Genomic DNA, 20249 nt, shown 5'->3' with positions numbered 1-20249 from the left:
CCGGTCAGACTATTTGTTTTCCTTGGTCTGGCCCATGATTTCCTGCGCGGTGAAATTGATGCCGCAGGTCGGGAAGGAATTGCCGACGAAGAAATTGTCGGACTGGTCCGGGAAGTAGTCCTGGCCGGCCTTGAAGTTCGGGTCCTCCACGATAGCCAAAGGCAACTTGACCGATTGCGGCACGACATTGCCTTCGAGCGCCGAGATCGCGGTCTTGATGGCAACCGCCACCTGTGCGGGGCCGGTGCCGGCGGACGAGCATTTCAGTCCATCGGCAGCGTGCGCGGCGCAGAATTTGCGGAAGCCGTTTTCCGTCTCGCCGCCGAAGGGCACGAAGGGATGCTTGGCGTCGATCATCGCCTGCACGATGCCGGTGTCGCCGCCTTGCCCGGTGACGCCGTCGAACGGCCCGCTGGTGGCGATGGCATCGGCCGTGGCCTTTTGCGCCACGCCGTCATCCCACTTGCCGACGACCTCGGTGACGTCCCACTTCTTGCCCGACCCATCGAGCACCTCGTGGATGCCGTTGTGGCGATCGGTGTCGACCGAGGTGCCGGCAACGCCGCGCACTTCGAGCACCTTGCCGCCATTCGGCACATGCGCGACCAGCCATTTGCCCCAGAGCTCGCCCAGGCCCTTCTGGTCGACATTGACGTTGATGGCATCCTTGGTGTCGAGGATGTTGTCGAAGGCAACGAGCACGACGCCGGCTTCCTTGGCACGCTTGATGACTGGCCCGAAGGCGGTCGGATTCTGTGCGTTGACGACGATCGCGTCGAAGCCGGAATCGATGAAGTTGTTGATCGCCGAAATCTGCGCCGGCACATCCTCGCCGGTCGACACGACCTTGAATTCCTTGAGCTTCTTGGCGACATCCGGCTGCGCCGCATAGGCCTTGGCCGTCTGGATCATCTGGATGCGCCAGGTGTTGGCGATGTAGCCGTTGGCAAGCGCGATGCGGTAAGGACCGTCTTTTTTCGGAAATTTGAAAAACTGCGTGTCGGCCGCCCATGGCGCAAAGCAGTCCGGCTCTGCCGCGGGTCCCTTGACCACTTCAGGTCCGGCGATCGCCGACGAACCCAGCATGACGAATGCAGTGGCGGCAATGACGCCGCCAACGAGTGACTTGATCATCGATATTCCTCCCAGTTGCAGTTCTGCTTGTGATGAATCCTGGCGCTCACGGTCGGCACCCTCCGCCCACCAAACACGCCCACAGGGACGACCCACGTCGCCCTGATCCTCCTCTCCCCCTCAGTGTTCCTGGCAATTTAGAAAACTATCATATTATACATAATAAACAAGCAAGGACTGTTGCTTATGTATAATAAACAGCCTCCAATCCCGCCAAATGTCGATTTTACAGACAAATGGTAGCGCTACCATGATTGGCTGTAAAGCGGTGCCTTCAACATTTTTCCAGGCTCTTCAACGCGCGGTGCTCTCGCGCCGCATGAGCTCGAAACCGAGATCGACGATCCGCTGTTGCGGCCGGTTTCCGGCGATCGCCGCAAGCGCCATGGCGACGGATCGTGTGCCGATTTCATAGCGGTGCGTGCGCACGCTGGTGATCGAGGGAAACGAAACCTGCATCATGTCGAGATCATTGAAGCCGACAATGCCGATCTGTTTTGGCACGTCGATAGAAGCGCGACGGCATTCGAACAGAACGCCGAGCGCGATATCGTCATTGTTGCAGAACACGCCGTCCAGCGTCGGCATCTTGGCCAGTGCGTCACGGAACAGCTCGCGCCCGAGGCTCACGCTTGACGGCACCGGCGTCGTGGTGACCAGCCGCGGATCGAACAGCCCGGCAGCCTCCATGGCGGCGCGGTAGCCGGCAAGGCGCCGCTGCGAACGCGGATCCATCCTGGCGCCGATGAAGCCGATCTTGCGATAGCCGGCCTGCAGAAGGTGCTCGGTGGCCGTCCTGCCGCCGTCGAGATGCGAGAAGCCGACCATCATGTCGACCGGGTCCGGCCCGGTCTCCATCACCTGCACCACAGGGCAGCCGGCATTCTCCAGCAGTCGTCGCGCGCCGGGGGTCTGGTCGATGCCGGCCACGATCAGCGCCGCCGGACGTTGCGATCCGAAGACCTGCAGCAGCCGCTCTTCCTCCAGGCCGGAATAATGCGTGTTGCCGATCTGGATGCGGAACGGGCTGTCGGAGAGACTGTCATAGATGCCGCGCACGACTTCGGCGAAGACGTTGTTGGTGAGCGAAGGCACCAGTACGCCGAACACCTCGGCGCGCGCCGAGGCAAGCGCGCGCGCGTTCGGGTCGGGCACGTAGCCGAGTTCGTCGACCGCTGCCTGTATCTGCCGGCGAAGGTCCTCCGACACCCGTCCGGGCTCGCGCAGCGCGCGCGACACCGTGATCGCGCCGACACCCGCCTTGCGCGCGACATCGGCAATGGTCGGACGGCCGCCGCCGCGGCGGGAGCGCGGCTTGCTCAAGGGCAAGCCCCGTGCGGCAAATCCCGCCCGCTGCGCGCCCGCAATGCCATTGATCTTGGTGTCGCCATCTCGCAGGCCCGTACCGCGTTCATTTGGCTTGGCGTCGCGCAGCCGCGATTTGTTGTCAAGCCGAGGCGTCTTCCTGCAAAAGCGCCGGCACCAGCCCGTCAGGCCACGACGATGACGCTGCGTCTTGCCTTCCAGAACACCAGAAGCATCACCAGGATGTTGAGCAGGTTCCAGGCAATCCCGTTCAGGAAGGCGGCCGAATAGGAACCGGTGAGGTCGTAGATCCAGCCCGACATCCAGCCACCGATAGCCATGCCGAAAATGGTCGCCATGATGACGATGCCCACGCGTTGGCCAGCCTCCTTGGCGGGCATGTATTCCCGCACGATGATCGCGTAGCAAGGCACGATGCCGCCTTGCGACAAGCCGAACACCAGCGAGACGATGTAGAGCGAGGCGAGCCCGTCGAAGGGAATGTAAAAGAACAACGACAGGCATTGCAGAACCGAACCGATCAGCAAGGTCCTCACCCCGCCGATCCGATCGGCGACGAAGCCGGAAGCGAGGCGGCTGACGACGCCGGCGGCCATCATGATCGAGAGCATGTCGGCGCCATGCGCGACGCCATAGCCGAGGTCCAGGCAATAGGCGACGATATGCACCTGCGGCATCGACATCGCCACGCAGCAGCCGAGACCAGCTATCACCAGCAGCATCTGAAGTGCAGCCGGCGACAATGCGATCGGCTGGACCAGGCGCGTGCCTGGCGAGCCTGCGACGACCACCGGAGCACGCCGGCGCAACATCAGAACCAGCGGCACCATCGTCGCCAGGCACGCGATGCCGATTACCAGATAGGTGAAGCGCCAGCCCTCCGCCCGCATCAGCGGCGGTATGATCGCCGGCCAGACCGTTCCGGCGAGATAGCTGCCGGACGCAGCCGCGGCCACCGCAACGCCGCGCCGGCGATTGAACCAGTGCGAGATGTCGGCGATCAGCGGTCCGAAAATCGCCGATGTCCCCAACCCGATCAACAAGCCTTGGGCGAAGGTGAACTGCAGGATTGAATCGGAGAGCGACGCCAGCAGGAAGCCGGCAGCCAGCGCCGTTGAGGAAACAAGCGCCGGGATCCAGTAACCGACACGATCGATGGCGCGCCCGACCAGCACATTGCCGGCCGCGAAGCCAACCATGGTCGCGGTGTAAGGCATCGACGCCGCCGCGCGATCGACGCCAAACTCGGCCTGGACCGCCGGCAGAACGACGACCACCGCCCACATGCCGACACCCCCAATGGTCGCTAGCAACACGGAAATGGCCAGCCTCGTCCAGGCATAAGCGCTGTCTATGCCCGGGGGCGCTGCATTGCTGGAGATCGTCGTCAAGGCGTTCCTGTCCGCTGTTCTCGGAAGTCCGCGGTTCGGCCTCCACTATCGGCGCATTTGCCGGGCCGAGCAGCGCCACGACCGGCCAATCCGTGGCACCAGAACCGGGAACCCGTCTCATTTCCTGGAGTTTTGCCTCAGAGCAATTCCAGGAAAAGTGTCTAACGGTTTTCCGTCCGGAATTGCTGGAAACAAAGAGATGGAGCGGTTCAGCGGCAAACCGGTGAACCGCTCTGGCAAGGAGTTTCGCCATGACCGCAAAGAAGAAATGGTCAGCCGACGTGACCGAGCACAGCGATGCGCTGGATCTCGAGGAGCACGTCTTTGAATCCGACGACGCCAGGAAGATCGCCGCCTCGCTGAAGCGCTCGGCCGAGCACAGCGACCGTCGCAAGGCGGAGCCGTTCCAATCCGCCATGTCGATGTTGAATTTCTACATCAACCGCGCCGGCAAGAACCTGCCTGATGAGCGCAAGAAGGTGCTGGAAAAGGCGAAGGATGAGTTGCGCGTCGCCTTCGGCCGAGAGAAGCAGGATCAGCATTAAATCTGCCAGGTCGGGGCAGACCCTAACGCGATTGGATCACTTCGTCGGTGTTGGCCAACAACTTGCGGACCGCGTTGCGCGCCGCGTCCGGTCTCTTCAGGCGGATATTCCTCTCAATCGCCTCATGCAGCTTCTGGACATGCTGCAGATCGTCCAACTCGCGCGTCGTGTATGCGAAAAGATGGTCGAAGGCGGATTCGATCAGCACGCCCAGCGGCACCAGGAGGTCGTTGCCCGAGGCCCTGAGGATTGCGAGATGGAAGCGCGTGTCGGCGCGGGTTCGCTCCTGCAGGTTGGTGGCCTCGCCCATCTCGCGGCAGGCCTGGCTGATCTCGGCCATCTGCTCGTCAGTGCGCCGCATCGCCGCGAAGGCCGTCGCCTCTGGCTCTATGATATGGCGGAATTCCTGCACTGTCCTCAGGAACACCTCGCGATCCGGCGACGTCGCGTACCAAGCGAGCACGTCGCGGTCGAGAAGGTTCCAGCGTTCCTTCGGCTCGACCCAACTGCCGATCTTGGGTCGCGACGCCAGGAGGCTCTTCGCCATCAGCATCTTGATCGCCTCGCGCACCGCCGAGCGGCTGACGTCGAAGGTCTCCGACCATTTCGCTTCATTGGGCAGGATGGTGCCCGGCGGATAATCGCCGCGCACGATGCGAAGCCCGATCTCGCTGGCCAGAGAGGTGTGCACGCTGGCGCCGGGGATGCGTGGCGCGTCGGCCCGGCGGAAGCCGGCTGGACGCTCCGCGGCCGCCGTCTTCATCGGCTTTTTTTCGTTGTTCGGCTTCGCGTCCCGCATAGGTTCAGAAAATCCCGTTTTCAGGGGCTGTCAAGCACGGCAGGCCCGCTTAGCTACAACCTGCTGAGATGTGCACAGATCAACCGGCATTTGGCCTCGCCTCAGGCGGTTTTGACGTATTTGCGCCAGCTGTGCTCAGGCCGGAAGCCGAGCACGTCGCGCGCCTTCCGGTTGGATAGCAGCGTCTCATATTCGCCGAGTTCAGCGTTGACCGGCACGCCTGGATAAAAGCGCTTCAACAATTCCGCCGTCGGCAGGTCCGACGAGGTATCGTCATTGGCCGCGTTGAACACCTGGTAGCCCAGGCCGTCCTTCTCGATGGCGCGCAGGGTGATCTGGCCGAGGTCGCGCGCGTCGATGTAGCTCCAGGCGATGCGCTTGCGGAAGCCGGGATCGGCGAACCATTTCGGGAAGAGCGAATATTCATGCGGCTCGATGACGTTGCCGATGCGCAGCGCATAGATGTCGGCGCCGCTGCGCAGCGCGAAAGCTCGCGCCGTCTTCTCGTTGACGATCTTCGACAGCGCGTAGGAGTCCATCGGGTCGACGTCATAGTCCTCGTCGAGCGGAAAATGCGTGGGATTGCGCGGCTCGTTGGCAAAGACCAGCCCGTAGGTGGTCTCCGAAGAGGCGATGACGACCTTGCGGATGCCGAGCTTCACCGCCGCTTCGATGACGTTGTAGGTGCCCATCGCGTTGATGCGGAACACCTCGTTGTCCGGCGTGATCATGATGCGCGGGATCGCCGCGAAATGCACCACGGCGTCGACCGGTTGGGCCCTCAGTGAGGGATCGAATTCGTGCAGGCCCATATAGCTCGACAGCGCATTGAACACCTGCCCGCTGTCGGTGATGTCGGTGATAAGCGTGCGCACCTTCGGATTGTCGAGCGGCCTGGTGTCGATATTGAGCACCTGGCAGCCATGTTCGACCAGATACTGAACGACATGCCGGCCGGCCTTGCCGCTGCCGCCGGTGAACATGATCCGCTTCGTCATTTTGCTCTCCACAAGGCTCAGGAATTATGTGTATTGTCAGACAATAAGGTATTCCGCAATCGCTTGCCAACCGCGATCCGCGGAAACCTGCTCGACAAACGCCCGCCGCGCGGGCGCCCATCACCACGAAAGACAGGGAAGAGACGACATGAGCACCACCGCTGCCCGCGAGAATATCGGTTTCATCGGCCTAGGCCTGATGGGGCACGGCATCGCTAAGAACATCGTCGACAAGGGCTATCCGCTGACCTTCCTTGGCCGCAAGAACCGCAAGCCCGCGGAAGACCTTTTGGGACGCGGCGCCAGGGAAGTGGCCACCTCCAAGGAGGTGGCGGCGGCTTCCGACATCGTCTTCATCTGCGTCACCGGCTCGCGCGAGGTGGAGGCGATCATCCGCGGCCCCGGCGGGCTGAAGGAAGGCCTGAAGCAAGGCTCGGTGGTCGTCGACTGCTCGACCTCCGACCCGGTCTCAACCGTGGCGCTCGCCGCCGAGCTCAAGGCGCTCGGCATCGATTATGTCGACGCGCCGCTCAGCCGCACGCCGAAGGAAGCCTGGGAAGGCATGCTCGACGCCATGGTCGGCGCGCCGGACGCGGTGTTCGCCAGGCTGAAGCCGGTGATCGAGACCTGGGCCGGCCGCATCGTCCATATCGGCGACACCGGCGACGGCCATCGCATGAAGCTGCTCAACAACTTCGTCTCGCTGGGCTATGCGGCGATCTATTCCGAGGCCCTGGCGCTGGCGCAGAAGGTCGGCATCTCGCCAGCGCGCTTCGACAGCGTCATCCGCAACGGCCGCATGGATTGCGGCTTCTACCAGACCTTCATGCGCTGGACCTTGGAGGGCGACCGCGACGCGCACAAGTTCACCATCGCCAACGCCTTCAAGGACCTGACCTATCTGGAATCGATGGCTGGCGCGGCCGGCATCGCCAACCCGCTCGGCAACGCAACCAAGAATTCCTTTGCGACGGCGCATGCCGCCGGCCCCGCCGAACAATATGTACCGATGCTCGCCACCCATATCGGCAAGCTCAACGGCGTCGACCTGATGCCTTCGAGGGACGGCGTGAAGCAGAAGATCTAAGAGCAATTCCAGGAAAAGTGCGGGGGCGCCTTGTGGGCGCCCCCTGTTTTTTCGACGGTTTCGATGCAGCCTACTTCTGGATACAGGTGTCGGCCGTTTCCTTGGTGCACTCGTCGAGCCCGGTGAAGACCGGATCGTCGACCTTCTTGCCGCCGATGAGGTCGAGCATCACCGAAGGCGCCTTATAGCCCATTTCGAACGGCCGCTGGCCGACCAGCGCCGTCACCAGGCCTTCCTTGGCGATCGCCACCTCGTCGCCGATCGTGTCGGCGGCGCCGATGACGAACTCGTTCTTGGCGATCTTGTCGGCCATCGGCTTGAACAGGTCGCGATAGGGCTGCGGGGCGCCGAACAGCGGCCAGCCGCCCATGATGCCAAAGGCGTCGAGCTTCGGATTGGCTGCAAGGATGTCGGTCATCGCCTGCACGCCCTTGGCGCCGTCGTCATTGGTGAACACCGGGCAGCCGGGGGCTTCGGTCCAGCCGCCTTCGCCGGCAAGTGCCGCGAGGCCTTCCTTGCCCGTCAGCGCGTCGCGCATGCCTTGCGCGCGGCGCAGAATGTTGTCGGCCGCCGGATTGCCCTCGATGGTGCAGACCGTGCCGCCATTCGGCTTGGCCTTCTTGATGTACTCGCCGATCTTCTTGCCCATAAGGTAGTTGTCGGTGCCGAGATAGGTCTTGCGAAGGGCGGCGTCTTCCTTGGCAAGGTCGGCGTCGACCGTCATGATCGGGATCGACGGATTGGCGCTCTTGATCGTCTGCGCGATCAGCGGCGCGTTGGACGGCGAGATCGCCATCGCGACCGTGTCGGGCTTGCTCAGCATGTCCTGCACGATCTGCGCTTCACCGGCCTCGTCCGAGGTCGATGCCGGGCCGGTATAGAAGCACTCATATTCCGAGCTGGCGTTCTCTTTGTTCCATTTCTCGCAGCCCTGATGGATGGCTTCGAAGAACGGGTTGTCGAGCCCCTTCACGACGATGACGAGCTGTTTCTTGGCCAAAGCCGGCCCGGCGCCCAACGCCATGGCGGCGACGGCGGCAAGCAAAAGTGTTTTCCTCATGTCAGTCCTCCCTTGAAACAGACGGACACCGCGTGCCCGCCACACCGATCAGACCGGATGCGCAAGAACGATGTTGAGCATCTTCCCAATGCTCGTGTTCCGGGCCGGACTGATAAGCATTTGCCGATCCGTTGAGCCAATACTGGCGCAGCCGAATCCTTGATCGTCAAGCCATTTGCCCCTTCCGCCCTATGCGCGCTCGGTGGGCAAATTATTCCTCCGAGGCTAGCTAATATCGGCTTTTCGCCAACGGTCAATTCCTATTTGTCCTACAAAACCGATTTTTTGTCGAGTCTCGAAATTAATCGTCAGACAATTGATTGACGGCTTTGCCGGCTTTTGCCTAAATGCATGTATCGCGCCGTTCGTGAGGAGATGGACGGGCGGAACGCAAGCGCTGCTGGCAAGCCGGCAAACTGCTGCGTCAACATGGGGAGGCTTAAGGCTGGTGTCGGTTCTCGAACTCGCCAACATCTCGAAACATTTCGGCGCCATCCAGGCGGTCAACGACGTCTCGTTCTCGCTGGAGGCCGGCGAGGTCGTCGGCCTGATGGGCGACAACGGCGCCGGCAAGTCGACGCTGGTCAAGATGATCGCCGGCAATTTCCGCCCAAGCCATGGCACCATGCATCTGGAGGGCAAGGAGATTGTCATGCACAAGCCGGCGGAGGCCCGCCAGCACGGCATCGAGATCGTCCACCAGGACCTTGCGCTGTGCAACAATCTGACGGCCGCGGCAAACGTCTATCTCGGCCGCGAGCTGCGCCGCGGCATCGGCCCGTTCCGCATCCTCGACTATGCGGCGATGTACAGGCGCGCCGGCCAGCTCTTTGCCGAGCTGAAATCCGAGACGCGGCCGCGCGATCTCGTCAAGCAGATGTCGGGCGGCCAGCGCCAAGCGGTGGCGATCGCTCGCACCATGCTGTCGCAGGCCAAAATCGTGCTGATGGATGAGCCGACGGCGGCGATCTCGGTCCGGCAGGTGGCCGAGGTGCTCAACCTTATCCGCCATCTGCGCGACCAGGGCATCGCGGTTGTGCTGATCAGTCACCGCATGCCCGACGTGTTCGACGTCGCCGACCGCGTCATCGTCATGCGGCGCGGCCGCAAGGTGGCAGACAAGAAGATCGCTTCGAGCTCGCCCGAGGAAGTCACCGGGCTGATCACCGGCGCCATCGAACAGGTGGCATGACTCACGGATTTGAACGGGTGGCGTGACGCGCGGTGTTCCGCGTCCCACCTCAGGAAAGGTCGACAATGGCAGTCACCCTTGACCAGACGATCGCGCAGAAGCAGCACACTTTCCTGTCGCGGCTCCTCGCCAACCAGACATTCTGGGTGGTGATCGCGGTCATTCTCGCCTGCCTGTTCCTGTCCTTCGCGACCGATTCCTTCGCCACCTCGAAGAACCTCTTCAACATCACCCGCAACGTCACCTTCGTCGCCATCGTCGCGCTCGGCATGACTTTCGTTATCATCACCGGCGGCATCGACCTGTCGGTCGGCTCGGTGCTTTGCCTGTGCTCCATGGTGCTCGCCGTCACCATGCATGCCGGCTATTCGATCGAGATCGGCATCCTCGCCACGATCGTCACCGCGCTCGCCATCGGCGCCTTCAACGGCGTGCTCATCGCCTATGTCGGCTTTCCGCCTTTCGTGGTGACGCTCGGCATGCTCTCGGTGGCGCGCAGCCTTGCCATGGTCGCCTCCAACAACACCGTGGTCTTCCAGTTCGGGCCGGACCACCAGAAGCTCCTGGCGTTGGGCGGCGGCGCCTGGGTCTTCGGCATCGCCAATCCGGTTCTCTACATGATCATCCTGGCGCTGATCACCGGCTTCATCCTGCGCTGGACCAAGTTCGGCCGGCACATCTTCGCCATCGGCGGCAATGAGCACGCGGCGACGCTGACAGGCGTTCCGGTCAAGCAGATCAAGGTCGCCGTCTACATGATCTCGGCTCTGTCCGCCGGGCTCGCCGGCATCATCCAGACCGGCTGGCTGGGTGCGGTCACCACCAATCTCGGCACCGGCATGGAGCTGCAGGTCATCGCCGCCACCGTCATCGGCGGCGCCAATCTTGCCGGCGGTGTCGGCACCGCGCTCGGCGCCATCGTCGGCGCTGCCTTGATCGAGGTGATCCGCAACAGCCTCGGCCTGCTTGGCATCAACGCCTTCTGGCAAGGCACCTTCATCGGCGGCGCGATCATCCTGGCGGTGCTGTTCGACCGTATCCGCAACTTCCGCAGGAGCGACTAGCGCCTCTTTCTTCCTTCTCCCCGAGGAGGGTTTTGCATGGGAGTCGATATTTAGCGCACGAGGCGGATGGGCGTTTTTTGAAAGGCGCTCTGGCCGCTTTGGCGGGTTATTTTGCCTCGCTCTTGGGGCCTCAGGCCGCCTTGGCAGTGGATTTTGGGCGGACTGCGCCTCATGCCGGCTTCCTCTTCGGGAAAAGGACTGCGGCCGCTCGCTGCAGATTGTAGCCGCAGCCGGCAAGCATGCACTGCGTCCTGTTGGTGGCAAGGTTGAAGAAGCGCAGTCGCCGCATGCCGTAGCGCTGTTTGAACACTGCAAACGGCCGCTCCACTGCCGCCCGCACCTTCGAGATCAGCCGGTTGCGCTGCTTCTGACGCGGCGTCAGCGGATGGTGCTTGTTGGCTCTGTGCATCAGCCGGTCCTTGATGCCGGCCTGCTTCAGCCGGGCATGGCGGGCATGGGTGTAGTAGGCTTGGTCGCCATAGGCCGCCTTCTCGTCCCCGATGATCAGGCCGTCGGCCGGCTCGGTATCGGTGACCGATGCATCCGTGAAGTCCATGCGCCGGATCAGCGTATGAGCATCGTCGACGCCGTTGTGCACCTTATAGCCGAACACGGTCTTGGTGCCCTTGCGTCCCCAACGTGCCTCGCCATCAGCCGATGGCCGCGCCGTCGCCTCCTCACCCTTCTTCGGCTTCGCCGGCGGGCGCGCGGCGGCCTGCATGAAGGAGGCATCAATCAACGTGCCGCGCTTGACGATCAGCCCCTTCTGCTCAAGCTGCCGCGTGATCTCATAAAACACCCGGTCGATCAGCCCATCGCACTTCAGCTCCTCGCGGAAACGCCACAACGTCGAATGGTCCGGCGTGGGGTCCGACAGGCTGAAACCGGCAAAGCGGCGGAACGACAGCCGGTCGCGCAGTTGTGCCTCCAGCGAAGGATCGCTGAGATTGTTCCACACGCCAAGCAGCAGACAGCGCAGCAAGGCCTCGGCCGGATAGCTAATATTGCCCCGTCCTGGTCCGCTGCGCTGACCAAGAAGCGCCTTGATCGGCACCCAGTCGATCACTCGCGAGATCTGGTCAAGCTCCGTCACATCCGACCACACCAGCCCATCCGCAAGGCTCAGTTGTCCAAGCACGCGATCGACCATCCGAATCATCTCCCCTTCATGCCGGACATACGGAATCACCAACTCAGTTCCGTGCAAAGCCCTCCTTGTGGGAGAAGGGGTCGCCACCCCTATCGCTCAGTCTGAAAATCCGTCCGCTTGCCGCCCCCCAAAGCGTCCGTCATCTTTGCCCGCCTTGACGCCACCGCAAACTCAGCCGCACTATCCTTGGGCAGGCGAAGGGAGGCCAGTCGCCTGCGGGAGGAACGATACCCATGACGGACGCGATCAGGCTCTATTGGGGCCGGTTCGGGCATGTTTCCGTGCTGAATGTCGCCAACGACTTCGTCACCCATGCCCATGGCGAGGCACATCTCATCATCTGGCTGGAAGGCACGGCAGGCGAAATGACCATCGGCCGGGAAACGGTGCGGCTTGGGCCGTTCACGGCAGCGGGCATCAACTCATTCCAGCCGCACAGCCACGCGCTGTCGCATGACGGCAGGCCCGGCCTGTTCCTGGCCTTCTACATCGACCCGGATTGGGCGCGCCGGCGCCGCGACCTGCCCTCCTCGGCGCCGCTGTTCACGCAGGCCGCGATCACGCTGGAGCCCTGGCTGCACCAGGCGGCGGCCAACCTGCTCGATCATCTCACCGACAATGAGAGCATCGACGACGTCGCCAATTACGAGATCGAGCGTTTCATCGACTCAGTGCTCGACGCAGCGGACGCTTCGTCGCCGCAGATAGCCCGTGCGCGCATCAACACGATGCTCGACTTCCGTGTCCGCAAGGCGATCCAGCTGATGAAGGCCAATGTCTGCGAGCGCATCTCCTTCGACGATGTCGCCCGTTCGGTCGGGCTCTCCCGACCGCATTTCTTTGCGCTCTTCAAGGAACAGACCAGCCTGACCCCGAACGTCTACTGGAACACGCTGCGCATGGAGGAAGCCGTGCGCCAGCTGCAGTGGTCGCAGGAACCGCTGATCTCCGTCGCCTGCAATCTCGGCTTCACCACCCAGGGCAATTTCTCACGCTTCTTCCGCGACCATGTCGGCGTGCCGCCGACGCTCTATCGTGAAGCCGCTCGGGCGACGTCCTGAGGCGCCTGTTTTTCCGACTGGTTGATACGCCTTCAAGACGCATTGATAAGCGCAAGCTGACCGACAGCCTTAGCCTTCTCCCGATCTTTGCAAGGGAACGAGTCTATGGCGAAAGTCACCATTTCCAGCGTCATCGACGCGCCGGTCGAGCAGGTCTGGGCGCGCATCCGCGACTTCAACGGTTTGCCCGGTTGGCATCCTCGCATGGTGGAAAGCCTCATCGAGGACGGCAAGGACGCAACTACGATCGGCTGCGTGCGCAATTTCAAACTGGTCAGCGGCGCGACCCTGCGTGAAAAGCTGCTCGACTTCTCGGACGAGAATTTCCTGGTCAGCTATTCCATCCTCGAAACGCCGCAGCCGCTCACCAATCACAAGGCGACGCTGCAATTGCGCCGCGTCACCGACGGCAACCGCACCTATGCGGAATGGACGGCGAGCTTCGACGCAGCGCCGGAGGAGGCCGACAAGTTGGCCGAGGGCATGGGCGCCAACGTCTTCCAGGGCGGCTTCAACGCCCTGAAGGCCCATTTCGCCGTCAACAGTTGAACCGGGGAGCGCGCCATGTCGCTTGCGCTGCAGACTTTTTCGACCGTGAAGGACGCCAATGCCGCACTGCAAGCCGCCGGCACGCGCTATCTCGGCGGCGGTACGCTTGTCGTCCGCGCGGCCAATGAAGGCGATGTGTCCACATCCAGCCTGGTCCGCGTCACCGATCCTGGCCTCTCGCAAATCGCTGTTGCGGGCGGCAACGTAGGGCTCGGCGCCTCCGTCACCATGGCCGCCATTGCCAGCCATCCCGAGCTTGCCGCACTCGCGCCGGCCGCGTGCGCCGTCGGCGGGCCGGCGATCCGCAACATGGCGACCGTCGGCGGCAATCTGTTCGCCCCTGCCCCTTACGGCGATTTCGCCGTGGCACTGCTGGCGCTGGGCGCGACCGTCGTCAACGAAGACGGCGAGACGCCGATCGAGACCTTCCTGGCCAATCGCGACACCAGTCGCGCCATCGTCACCACTGTCGGCTTTGCATTGCCCGGGGCGGAGAGCTTCCGCTTCCTGAAAGTGTCGCGCGTCAAACCCAAGGGTGTGTCGGTGCTGAGCATCGCCGCGCTTCTGGAACTTGCGGCCGACGGCACGGTGGTCTCGGCGCGGATCGCGCTGGGCTGCATGGCCGATCGCCCGATCCGCGCCACGGCGGCGGAGAAGGCGCTGCTCGGCTGCAAGCTCACGCCGCGGGAAATCGCGCCGGCGCTTGCCGCCGCGGGCGAAGGCATTGCGCCGATCACCGACCCGATCGCCAGTGCCTGGTATCGCACCGAGGTCCTGCCGGTTCATCTCGGCCGGCTGTTGTCGAATTAATCCGTGGGGGATTCGCGTCTGTTCGGTTCATCCGGGCAGGCGCGCAGGGAGGAAAAATGGCGAAGGTCCCGGTTCAATTCACGCTCAATGGCTCCGAAAAGGCTGAATTCATCGAGAGCGGCACGACGCTGCTCCACGCGCTCAGGGACAAGATCGGCGACACCTCGCCCAAGGGCGGCTGTCATCAGGGCACCTGCGGCGCCTGCTCCGTCATCATTGACGGTGAACTGAGGCTATCCTGCCTGACGCTGGCCGAGACCTGCAACGGCGCCGACATCAAGACGACGGCCGGCCTTGCCGAGGGTGGCGTGCTGCATCCGCTGCAGCGCGCCTTCCTCGATGCCTTCGCCACGCAATGCGGTTTCTGCACGCCGGGCATGATCATGGCGGCAAAAGTGCTTCTCGACCGCACGCCGAACCCCAGCCGCGACGACGTGGTCGAGGCGCTGTCCGGCAACATCTGCCGCTGCACCGGCTACGAGCCGATCATCCAGGCGGTGCTGGTTGCCGCGCGCGCCAACTCGCAGAACGCCGCCTGAGGGAACGAGCCATGGAACTGCGCAAGGACTATTTCGCCGATGTCCGCAAGGACGGTCTCAACGAGATCGGCCAGCCGCGGCCGCGGCTCGATTCGCCGGGACACGTCACCGGCAAGACCGCCTATTTCGCCGACCGGAACTTCCCGGGCATGCTGCATCTGAAGATGGTGCGCAGCCCGCATCACCATGCCCGTGTCCGCTCGATCGATACGTCGGAAGCGGAGAAGCATCCGGGCGTCGTGCGCGTGCTGACCGCCAAGGACGTGCCGCACAATGTCTACACCATCCTGATCCTGATCCAGGTGGGTCCCGAGGACGAGACAGTGCTTGCCGACGGCAAGGTGCGCTGGAAGGGCGAGGCCGTGGTGGCAGTGCTGGCCGAGACCGAGCGCGCGGCGCAGGAAGCCGCCGCCAAGGTCAAGGTCGATTACGAGGTGCTCCCGGCGGTCTTCGACATGGAGGAGGCGCTGAAGCCCGGCGCCCCCTTGGTCAACGAGTATCACGGCCAGAACTATTATCTCTATGACAGCGGCGAATGCCGCAAGGTGCGCTTCGGCGATGTCGAAGCGGGCTTTGCCCAGGCCGACCACATCCTCGAACAGTCCTATCAGTCCTCGCCGATCGAGCACGCGCCGACCGAGACGACGGGCTGCGTTGTGGCGCCCGAAGGCAATGACCGGTTCACCTGCTACACCAACACGCAGGCGATGTTCTTCACCCTCGATAACGCCTCGATCATCCTGCAGATGCCGGGCTCGAAGCTGCATTTCGTCGGCGGCACGGTCGGCGGCGGTTTCGGCGGCAAGGTCGACGTCATCGTCGAGCCGATCGCCATTCTCGGCGCCAAGCTCACCGGACGCCCGGTTTCCTTCGTCTACAGCCGCGAGGAGGAGATGCAGATCTCCTCGCCGCGCGCGGCCGAGAAGATCGTCATCAAGGACGGCGTGATGAAGGACGGCCGCATCGTCGCGCGCAAGGTGACCGGCTACACCGACGCCGGCGCCTATTCGCGCCACTCGCCCTACGGCGCGCAGAAGGGCGCCGCGCACTATCCCGGGCCCTACACGATCCCGAATGTCTGGATCGACACCTATTGCGTCTACACCAACCGCACCCCCTCCTCCGCCATGCGCGGCTTCGGCGTCACCATCAGCGACTTCGCACTGGAAGTGCAGATGGACAAGCTGGCGCGGCTGATCGGCATGGACCCGCTCGAATTCCGCTTCATCAACGCCTATCGCGACGGCGACATGAAGGCGCATCGCCAGCCGACCGAGGGTGCGGCGCTGATCGAATGCATGCAGGAAGCCTCGCGCGCCGCCAACTGGCCGGTGGCGGAAAAATACATGGCGATGTCCTCCTACAGGAAGGGAGCCTGAGATGGCGATTCGGCGTGGACGCGGCGTCGCCGCGATCAACTATCCGACCGGCATGAACCTCGGCGGCGACCCGACCCAGGCGCTGGTGCATTCGACGCCTACGGGCAATTTCATGGTCACGCTTTCCAGCGTCGATCTGGGACAGGGCATGAAGCAGATCATGGCGCAGATCTGCGCCGAGACGATCGGCGTGCCGACCGACCGCGTCGTCGTCGACACCGCCGACACCGACACCGGCCCGCACTGCATGGGCACCTTCGCCTCGCGCGGCACGCACCGTGCCGGCAATGCCGTCATCCAGGCAGCCAAGGAAGCCCGCCAGGTGATGCTGGAAGTCGCGGCCGAAGAACTCGAGGTGAACGCCTCCGACCTCGATACCGACGGCCAGGGCAACATCCAGGTGAAGGGTGCGCCGCAGAAATCGATCTCGATCTTCGATGTCGCGCTGTCGGCGCATTTCAAGCGCGGCCGCTCGATCTCGGGCCGCGGCATGTTCCTGATCCCGCGCTCCTATCCGGAGAAGGAGACCGGCGCGATGAAGCCGTCGACCTGCTATGCCCATGCCTGCACCGTGGCCGAGGTCGAGGTCGACGACGAGACCGGCGAAGTGACGGTCCTCACCGTGAAAAATGTCTTCGAGATCGGCCGCGCGCTCAACCCGAAGATGGTCGAGCAGCAGCTGGTCGGCGGCTCCTGGATGGGCATCAGCCATGCGCTCTACGAGACGACCGAGCCTTATTATCCGAACCGCGACCATGGCGGCACCGACTTCAACCAGTATCTGATGCCGGGGCCGGGCGACCTCGCCGAGACAGAGATTATCGTGCTGGAGCGACCTTCCGCCGACGGACCGTTCGGCGCCAAGGGTCCAGGCGAGATGTGCGCCAACCCGCAGATCCCGGCCGTCGCCAACGCCGTCTTCGACGCTGTCGGCGTGCGCATCGACACGCTGCCGATCACGCCCGAACGCATCCTGCGCGCGCTGAAGGCGCGGGCCGCGAGCTGAGGGGACAATGCCCAGCGCCGACGTCGTTGAGATCGCGGCTTCGCCGGAGGCGATCGCCGCGCGCCTTGCCGCCTCGCGCTATCTGGCCGACGACAGCCTCGCCACCGCTATCTTCCTGGCGATCCGGCTCAGCAAGCCGCTGCTGCTCGAAGGCGCGCCGGGCGTCGGCAAGACCGAGGCCGCGAAGGCGGTCGCCGAATTGCTCGGCCGCGAACTGGTGCGGCTGCAATGCTACGAAGGCATCGACGCCGGGCATGCGCTTTACGAATGGAACTACCAGCGCCAGCTGCTCGCCATCCGCCATGCCGGCGAGCACGAGATCGACATCTATGACGACCGTTTCCTGATCGCCCGGCCGCTGCTGCAGGTGCTGCGCGCGCCGGTCGAGCGTGTATTGCTTGTCGACGAGATCGACCGCTCGGACCACGAGTTCGAAGCACTGCTTCTGGAATTCCTCTCCGACTTTCAGATCAGCATCCCCGAGCGCGGCACCATCCGCGCAGCGACGCAGCCGATCGTCATCCTGACTTCGAACCGCACCCGCGAGCTGGCCGAGGCGCTGCGCAGGCGCTGCGTCTACCACTGGATCGGCTATCCCGACGCCCGGCGCGAGGCCGAGATTATCATGCTGCGCTCGGGCGACGTTGCCGAGGCGACGGCGCGCGCAGTGTCGAATGCCGTGCAGGAGATCCGCGCGCGGCCTCTCGCAAAGCCGCCGGGCATCGCTGAAGCGGTGGAATGGGCGAATGCCGCGACCATCCTCGAAAAGGGCGGCAGCCCGTGGCCGGAGGCCTTTCGGCGGGCCATCGGCGTGCTGATCAAGGATGAGGAGGATTTGTCGGCGATCACGCCGGAACTGGGGAGGATTGTCGAGGAGGCGCTGGCGTGATGGGCGACCGCAGCGCGCTAGGCTCATCTTCCCGGGCTAGTGAGCTACGCTGGCGGGACCGCGCCCCCCTCTGTCCTGCCGGACATCTCCCCCACTTAGGGGGAGATCAGATGTCGCGTCGGCTTTCGCCAATCGCCGACGTCGCAGGATCGAGCGGCGCGCCCAAGCTGCCAATCTCCCCCCTTGTGGGGGAGATGCCCGGAGAGGGGGGCGCGAAGGAATGAGGCGCCCGCAAAATCTGCGCCCTGCCGCCGCGCCTTTCCTCGGCTTCGCCCGTTTGCTCCGTGATCACGCCTTCGCCATCGCCCCGGAACAGATCTCCAGCTTTATGCAGGCGGTAACCCTGCTCGGCCCCCGCTCGATGAACGACATCCGCGAGGCGGCTCTTTCGACACTCGCGCCCTCGCCCGATCGCCGCGGCGAATTCGAGGCGCATTTCCGCGCCTATTTCTACGGCGACGCCAAGCCTTCGATCGAAGCCGAGGAGGACGACGAGACCCGCGTCAAGGACGATCGCGGCGCGCGCGAGGAAGAGAACCAGGTCGCTCGCCAGGAAAAAGGCGGCGAGCTCTCCTCAGAGCTGGAACAACTGAGCAGCCGCGATTTCCAGCACGACGACGATGGCCTGGGCCAGTTCCGCCGCAAGCTCGTATCCGCCCTGCCCGCCCGCCGCTCCTTCCGCACGATCCGCACCCGCTCGCGCGGCACGCTCGACCTCAGGCGTTCGCTCAAGGAAATCGTCAGCGCCGATGGCGACATACCCTCGCCGCTGCTGCGCCGCCGGCGGGCCGTGCCGCGCAAACTGCTCCTGCTCATCGATGTCTCCGGCTCGATGAAGCTGCACACGGCCGATTACCTCAAGCTCGCGCACGCCGCCGTGCAGGGCGCGGACCGCGCCGAAGTCTTCACCATTGGCACTCGGCTCACCCGTATCACCTCGGCGCTGCGCATCCGCGACCGCGGGCAGGCGCTCGCCCGCGCCGCGGCGCTTGTCGACGATTGGGACGGCGGCACTCGCATGGGCCCGACGCTGCTCGCTTTCCTGTCGGTGCCGCGCTTTTCCGCCTTCGCGCGCGGCGCCTGCGTCGTCGTGCTGTCCGATGGGCTGGAACGCGGCAGCCATGCCGAACTGGAGATCGCCATGCGCCGCCTCGGCGCCCGCGCCTTCCGGCTTTCGCTGGCGACGCCGCTCGCCGGCGACGCGCGTTTTCGCCCGGCGACATCGGCGCTGCGGGCAATCCTGCCGGTGCTTGACGATCTGGTCGACGGCTCGTCGATCGGGAGTCTGACCGATTTCATCCTGTCGCTCGCCCGCCCCGCCCCGGCGGCCGATTCCATCTGGAAGAGGGTATCGTGATGCAGAAAGCCGTCGACGCGCATTTCCACATCTGGCGCCAAAAGGATCAGCCCTGGCTGGTCGGGCCGATGGTGCCGCGCATCTTCGGCCCCTACGAGCCGATCCGCCGCGATTACGCGATCACGGAGTTCCTCGAGGACCAGAAAGGCTCGGGCGTCGAGAAGGCCGTCTATGTCCAGACCAACTGGGCCAAGGAGGATTTCGAGAAGGAAGTCGCCTTCCTGCAGAAGACGGCGCAAGAAACCGGTTGGCCACACGCCATCGTCGGCTATGCCGATATGACGGTCGATGACGTGCGCCCGCAGATCGACCGATTGATGAAATACAAGCTGCTGCGCGCCGTGCGCATGCAGCTGCACTGGCACGAGACTCCCGCCTTCCGCTTTGCCGCCTCGGCCGATCAGGTGATCGACCCGAAAGTGCGGAAGAACGTGGCGCGGCTGAAGGATTACGGCCTCTCCTTCGACCTGCAGCTTTTTCCCGCGCAGATGAAGGATGGCCTGGCATTGGTCGGCGAGAACCCTGAGACGAATTTCATCCTCACCCATGCCGGCATGCTCACCAGCATGGAGCCGGAAACCACCGAAGCGTGGAAGGCCGGCCTGCGCACGCTTTCGGCGGCGCCCAATTTCTACGCCAAGCTGTCGGGGCTCGGCACCTTCGTCCACCGCAACGACCCGGAGCTCATCGCCTACATCGTCGACAATGCGATCGACATCCTCGGCAGCGACCGCCTGATGTTCGGCTCGAACTTCCCGATCGAGAAGCTCTGGACCAGCCACGCCGAGCTGATCAAGGCGCACCGCGCGGCGGTGGCGAGGCATGGTGCAAAGGCCGAGGCGGACATCTTCTGGAACACGGCGGAGAAAGTGTATCGGCCGGCGTAATGCTGCCTCTTCCTTCCCCCCTTGTG

At 63.9% G+C, this 20249-nt stretch carries 20 protein-coding genes; 13 read left to right on the top strand and 7 right to left on the bottom strand.

Translation table 11 applies throughout. The annotated features are described in order from the left end of the window. Nucleotides 1-9 precede the first annotated feature (9 nt). From EJ072_RS25980 to EJ072_RS25970, 3 genes are all read right to left on the bottom strand, one after another. Complete coding sequence (locus EJ072_RS25980; RefSeq protein WP_126081918.1) at nt 10-1134, bottom strand: sugar ABC transporter substrate-binding protein; 1125 nt, start codon at nt 1132-1134, stop codon at nt 10-12. A gap of 294 nt (nt 1135-1428) precedes the next feature. After that, nucleotides 1429-2457 carry a LacI family DNA-binding transcriptional regulator gene (locus EJ072_RS25975; protein WP_126081917.1) on the bottom strand — a complete coding sequence of 343 codons (1029 nt, stop codon included), beginning with the start codon at nt 2455-2457 and terminating at the stop codon, nt 1429-1431. Nucleotides 2458-2624: 167 nt separating this feature from the next. Continuing rightward, nucleotides 2625-3851, bottom strand: coding sequence for an MFS transporter (locus EJ072_RS25970; RefSeq protein WP_126081916.1), 1227 nt, complete (start codon nt 3849-3851; stop codon nt 2625-2627). A gap of 251 nt (nt 3852-4102) precedes the next feature. On the opposite strand from EJ072_RS25970, the gene EJ072_RS25965 reads away from it, so the two are divergent. Next, nucleotides 4103-4396, top strand: a complete 294-nt coding sequence (locus EJ072_RS25965; protein ID WP_126081915.1) for a DUF3175 domain-containing protein — start codon at nt 4103-4105, stop codon at nt 4394-4396. Between the two features lie 22 nt (nt 4397-4418). Here EJ072_RS25965 and EJ072_RS25960 read toward each other — a convergent pair whose 3' ends face one another. Together EJ072_RS25960 and EJ072_RS25955 are read right to left on the bottom strand one after the other, a co-directional pair. Beyond that, on the bottom strand, nt 4419-5159 hold the full coding sequence (locus tag EJ072_RS25960; RefSeq protein ID WP_245463336.1) for a FadR/GntR family transcriptional regulator: 741 nt from the start codon (nt 5157-5159) through the stop codon (nt 4419-4421). 137 nt (nt 5160-5296) lie between these two features. Continuing rightward, nucleotides 5297-6193: an NAD(P)-dependent oxidoreductase gene (locus EJ072_RS25955; RefSeq protein ID WP_126081913.1), complete on the bottom strand. Its 897-nt coding sequence runs from the start codon at nt 6191-6193 to the stop codon at nt 5297-5299. Between EJ072_RS25955 and EJ072_RS25950 the strand changes: the two genes are divergently transcribed. Next, on the top strand, nt 6177-7280 hold the full coding sequence (locus EJ072_RS25950; protein WP_281059494.1) for an NAD(P)-dependent oxidoreductase: 1104 nt from the start codon (nt 6177-6179) through the stop codon (nt 7278-7280). The two genes, EJ072_RS25955 and EJ072_RS25950, sit on opposite strands and share 17 nt — an antisense overlap. A gap of 70 nt (nt 7281-7350) precedes the next feature. On the opposite strand, the gene EJ072_RS25945 is transcribed toward EJ072_RS25950, so the two are convergent. Continuing rightward, nucleotides 7351-8340, bottom strand: a complete 990-nt coding sequence (locus tag EJ072_RS25945) for a sugar-binding protein (protein ID WP_126081911.1) — start codon at nt 8338-8340, stop codon at nt 7351-7353. Nucleotides 8341-8737: 397 nt separating this feature from the next. Between EJ072_RS25945 and EJ072_RS25940 the strand changes: the two genes are divergently transcribed. Both EJ072_RS25940 and EJ072_RS25935 read left to right on the top strand, forming a co-directional pair. Continuing rightward, nucleotides 8738-9532, top strand: a complete 795-nt coding sequence (locus EJ072_RS25940) for an ATP-binding cassette domain-containing protein (protein WP_245467380.1) — start codon at nt 8738-8740, stop codon at nt 9530-9532. Nucleotides 9533-9597: 65 nt separating this feature from the next. Further along, nucleotides 9598-10596 carry an ABC transporter permease gene (locus EJ072_RS25935; protein WP_042637227.1) on the top strand — a complete coding sequence of 333 codons (999 nt, stop codon included), beginning with the start codon at nt 9598-9600 and terminating at the stop codon, nt 10594-10596. 169 nt (nt 10597-10765) lie between these two features. On the opposite strand, the gene EJ072_RS25930 is transcribed toward EJ072_RS25935, so the two are convergent. Continuing rightward, complete coding sequence (locus EJ072_RS25930; RefSeq protein ID WP_189343098.1) at nt 10766-11746, bottom strand: IS5 family transposase; 981 nt, start codon at nt 11744-11746, stop codon at nt 10766-10768. A gap of 233 nt (nt 11747-11979) precedes the next feature. Here EJ072_RS25930 and EJ072_RS25925 point away from each other — a divergent pair, with 233 nt between their 5' ends. The 9 genes from EJ072_RS25925 (at nt 11980) to EJ072_RS25880 (ending at nt 20223) form a co-directional block, all read left to right on the top strand. Then, a complete protein-coding gene (locus EJ072_RS25925; RefSeq protein ID WP_126081910.1) occupies nt 11980-12807 on the top strand; it encodes an AraC family transcriptional regulator in 828 nt (275 codons plus the stop codon). 105 nt (nt 12808-12912) lie between these two features. After that, nucleotides 12913-13356, top strand: coding sequence for an SRPBCC family protein (locus EJ072_RS25920; protein ID WP_126081909.1), 444 nt, complete (start codon nt 12913-12915; stop codon nt 13354-13356). Nucleotides 13357-13371: 15 nt separating this feature from the next. Continuing rightward, complete coding sequence (locus EJ072_RS25915; protein ID WP_126081908.1) at nt 13372-14166, top strand: FAD binding domain-containing protein; 795 nt, start codon at nt 13372-13374, stop codon at nt 14164-14166. A gap of 56 nt (nt 14167-14222) precedes the next feature. Next, nucleotides 14223-14705, top strand: coding sequence for a (2Fe-2S)-binding protein (locus EJ072_RS25910; RefSeq protein ID WP_126081907.1), 483 nt, complete (start codon nt 14223-14225; stop codon nt 14703-14705). An 11-nt stretch (nt 14706-14716) separates the two neighbouring features. After that, nucleotides 14717-16084 carry a xanthine dehydrogenase family protein molybdopterin-binding subunit gene (locus EJ072_RS37375; protein WP_126081906.1) on the top strand — a complete coding sequence of 456 codons (1368 nt, stop codon included), beginning with the start codon at nt 14717-14719 and terminating at the stop codon, nt 16082-16084. A gap of 1 nt (nt 16085) precedes the next feature. Next, entirely contained in the window at nt 16086-17090 is a 1005-nt protein-coding gene (locus EJ072_RS37370) for a molybdopterin cofactor-binding domain-containing protein (RefSeq protein ID WP_126081905.1), read from the top strand. 7 nt (nt 17091-17097) lie between these two features. After that, nucleotides 17098-17979 carry a MoxR family ATPase gene (locus EJ072_RS25895; RefSeq protein WP_126081904.1) on the top strand — a complete coding sequence of 294 codons (882 nt, stop codon included), beginning with the start codon at nt 17098-17100 and terminating at the stop codon, nt 17977-17979. A 220-nt stretch (nt 17980-18199) separates the two neighbouring features. Continuing rightward, nucleotides 18200-19336 (top strand): VWA domain-containing protein, encoded by a 1137-nt coding sequence (locus EJ072_RS25885; protein WP_126081902.1) that lies wholly within the window; start codon nt 18200-18202, stop codon nt 19334-19336. After that, the gene (locus EJ072_RS25880) at nt 19336-20223 is read left to right on the top strand and encodes an amidohydrolase (protein WP_189343374.1); all 888 of its coding nucleotides are present in this window, start codon (nt 19336-19338) and stop codon (nt 20221-20223) included. Before EJ072_RS25885 ends, EJ072_RS25880 begins: the two co-directional genes overlap by 1 nt. Nucleotides 20224-20249: the final 26 nt, after the last annotated feature.

Source organism: Mesorhizobium sp. M2A.F.Ca.ET.046.03.2.1 (assembly GCF_003952425.1).
Lineage (GTDB): Bacteria > Pseudomonadota > Alphaproteobacteria > Rhizobiales > Rhizobiaceae > Mesorhizobium.
Note: the sequence above shows the minus strand (reverse complement) of the source record. Positions and strands in the feature narration are given on the sequence as shown.

Bases quoted from the DNA above. Each gene is read 5' to 3' on its own strand.
- EJ072_RS25895 (WP_126081904.1), top strand. From the start codon at position 17,098: ATGCCCAGCGCCGACGTCGTTGAGATCGCGGCTTCGCCGGAGGCGATC.
- EJ072_RS25960 (WP_245463336.1), bottom strand. From the start codon at position 5,159: ATGAAGACGGCGGCCGCGGAGCGTCCAGCCGGCTTCCGCCGGGCCGAC.
- EJ072_RS25935 (WP_042637227.1), top strand. From the start codon at position 9,598: ATGGCAGTCACCCTTGACCAGACGATCGCGCAGAAGCAGCACACTTTC.
- EJ072_RS25915 (WP_126081908.1), top strand. From the start codon at position 13,372: ATGTCGCTTGCGCTGCAGACTTTTTCGACCGTGAAGGACGCCAATGCC.
- EJ072_RS25930 (WP_189343098.1), bottom strand. From the start codon at position 11,746: ATGGTCGATCGCGTGCTTGGACAACTGAGCCTTGCGGATGGGCTGGTG.
- EJ072_RS25885 (WP_126081902.1), top strand. From the start codon at position 18,200: ATGAGGCGCCCGCAAAATCTGCGCCCTGCCGCCGCGCCTTTCCTCGGC.
- EJ072_RS25945 (WP_126081911.1), bottom strand. From the start codon at position 8,340: ATGAGGAAAACACTTTTGCTTGCCGCCGTCGCCGCCATGGCGTTGGGC.
- EJ072_RS25910 (WP_126081907.1), top strand. From the start codon at position 14,223: ATGGCGAAGGTCCCGGTTCAATTCACGCTCAATGGCTCCGAAAAGGCT.
- EJ072_RS25955 (WP_126081913.1), bottom strand. From the start codon at position 6,193: ATGACGAAGCGGATCATGTTCACCGGCGGCAGCGGCAAGGCCGGCCGG.
- EJ072_RS25920 (WP_126081909.1), top strand. From the start codon at position 12,913: ATGGCGAAAGTCACCATTTCCAGCGTCATCGACGCGCCGGTCGAGCAG.
- EJ072_RS37370 (WP_126081905.1), top strand. From the start codon at position 16,086: ATGGCGATTCGGCGTGGACGCGGCGTCGCCGCGATCAACTATCCGACC.
- EJ072_RS25965 (WP_126081915.1), top strand. From the start codon at position 4,103: ATGACCGCAAAGAAGAAATGGTCAGCCGACGTGACCGAGCACAGCGAT.
- EJ072_RS25925 (WP_126081910.1), top strand. From the start codon at position 11,980: ATGACGGACGCGATCAGGCTCTATTGGGGCCGGTTCGGGCATGTTTCC.
- EJ072_RS25950 (WP_281059494.1), top strand. From the start codon at position 6,177: ATGATCCGCTTCGTCATTTTGCTCTCCACAAGGCTCAGGAATTATGTG.
- EJ072_RS25980 (WP_126081918.1), bottom strand. From the start codon at position 1,134: ATGATCAAGTCACTCGTTGGCGGCGTCATTGCCGCCACTGCATTCGTC.
- EJ072_RS25880 (WP_189343374.1), top strand. From the start codon at position 19,336: ATGCAGAAAGCCGTCGACGCGCATTTCCACATCTGGCGCCAAAAGGAT.
- EJ072_RS37375 (WP_126081906.1), top strand. From the start codon at position 14,717: ATGGAACTGCGCAAGGACTATTTCGCCGATGTCCGCAAGGACGGTCTC.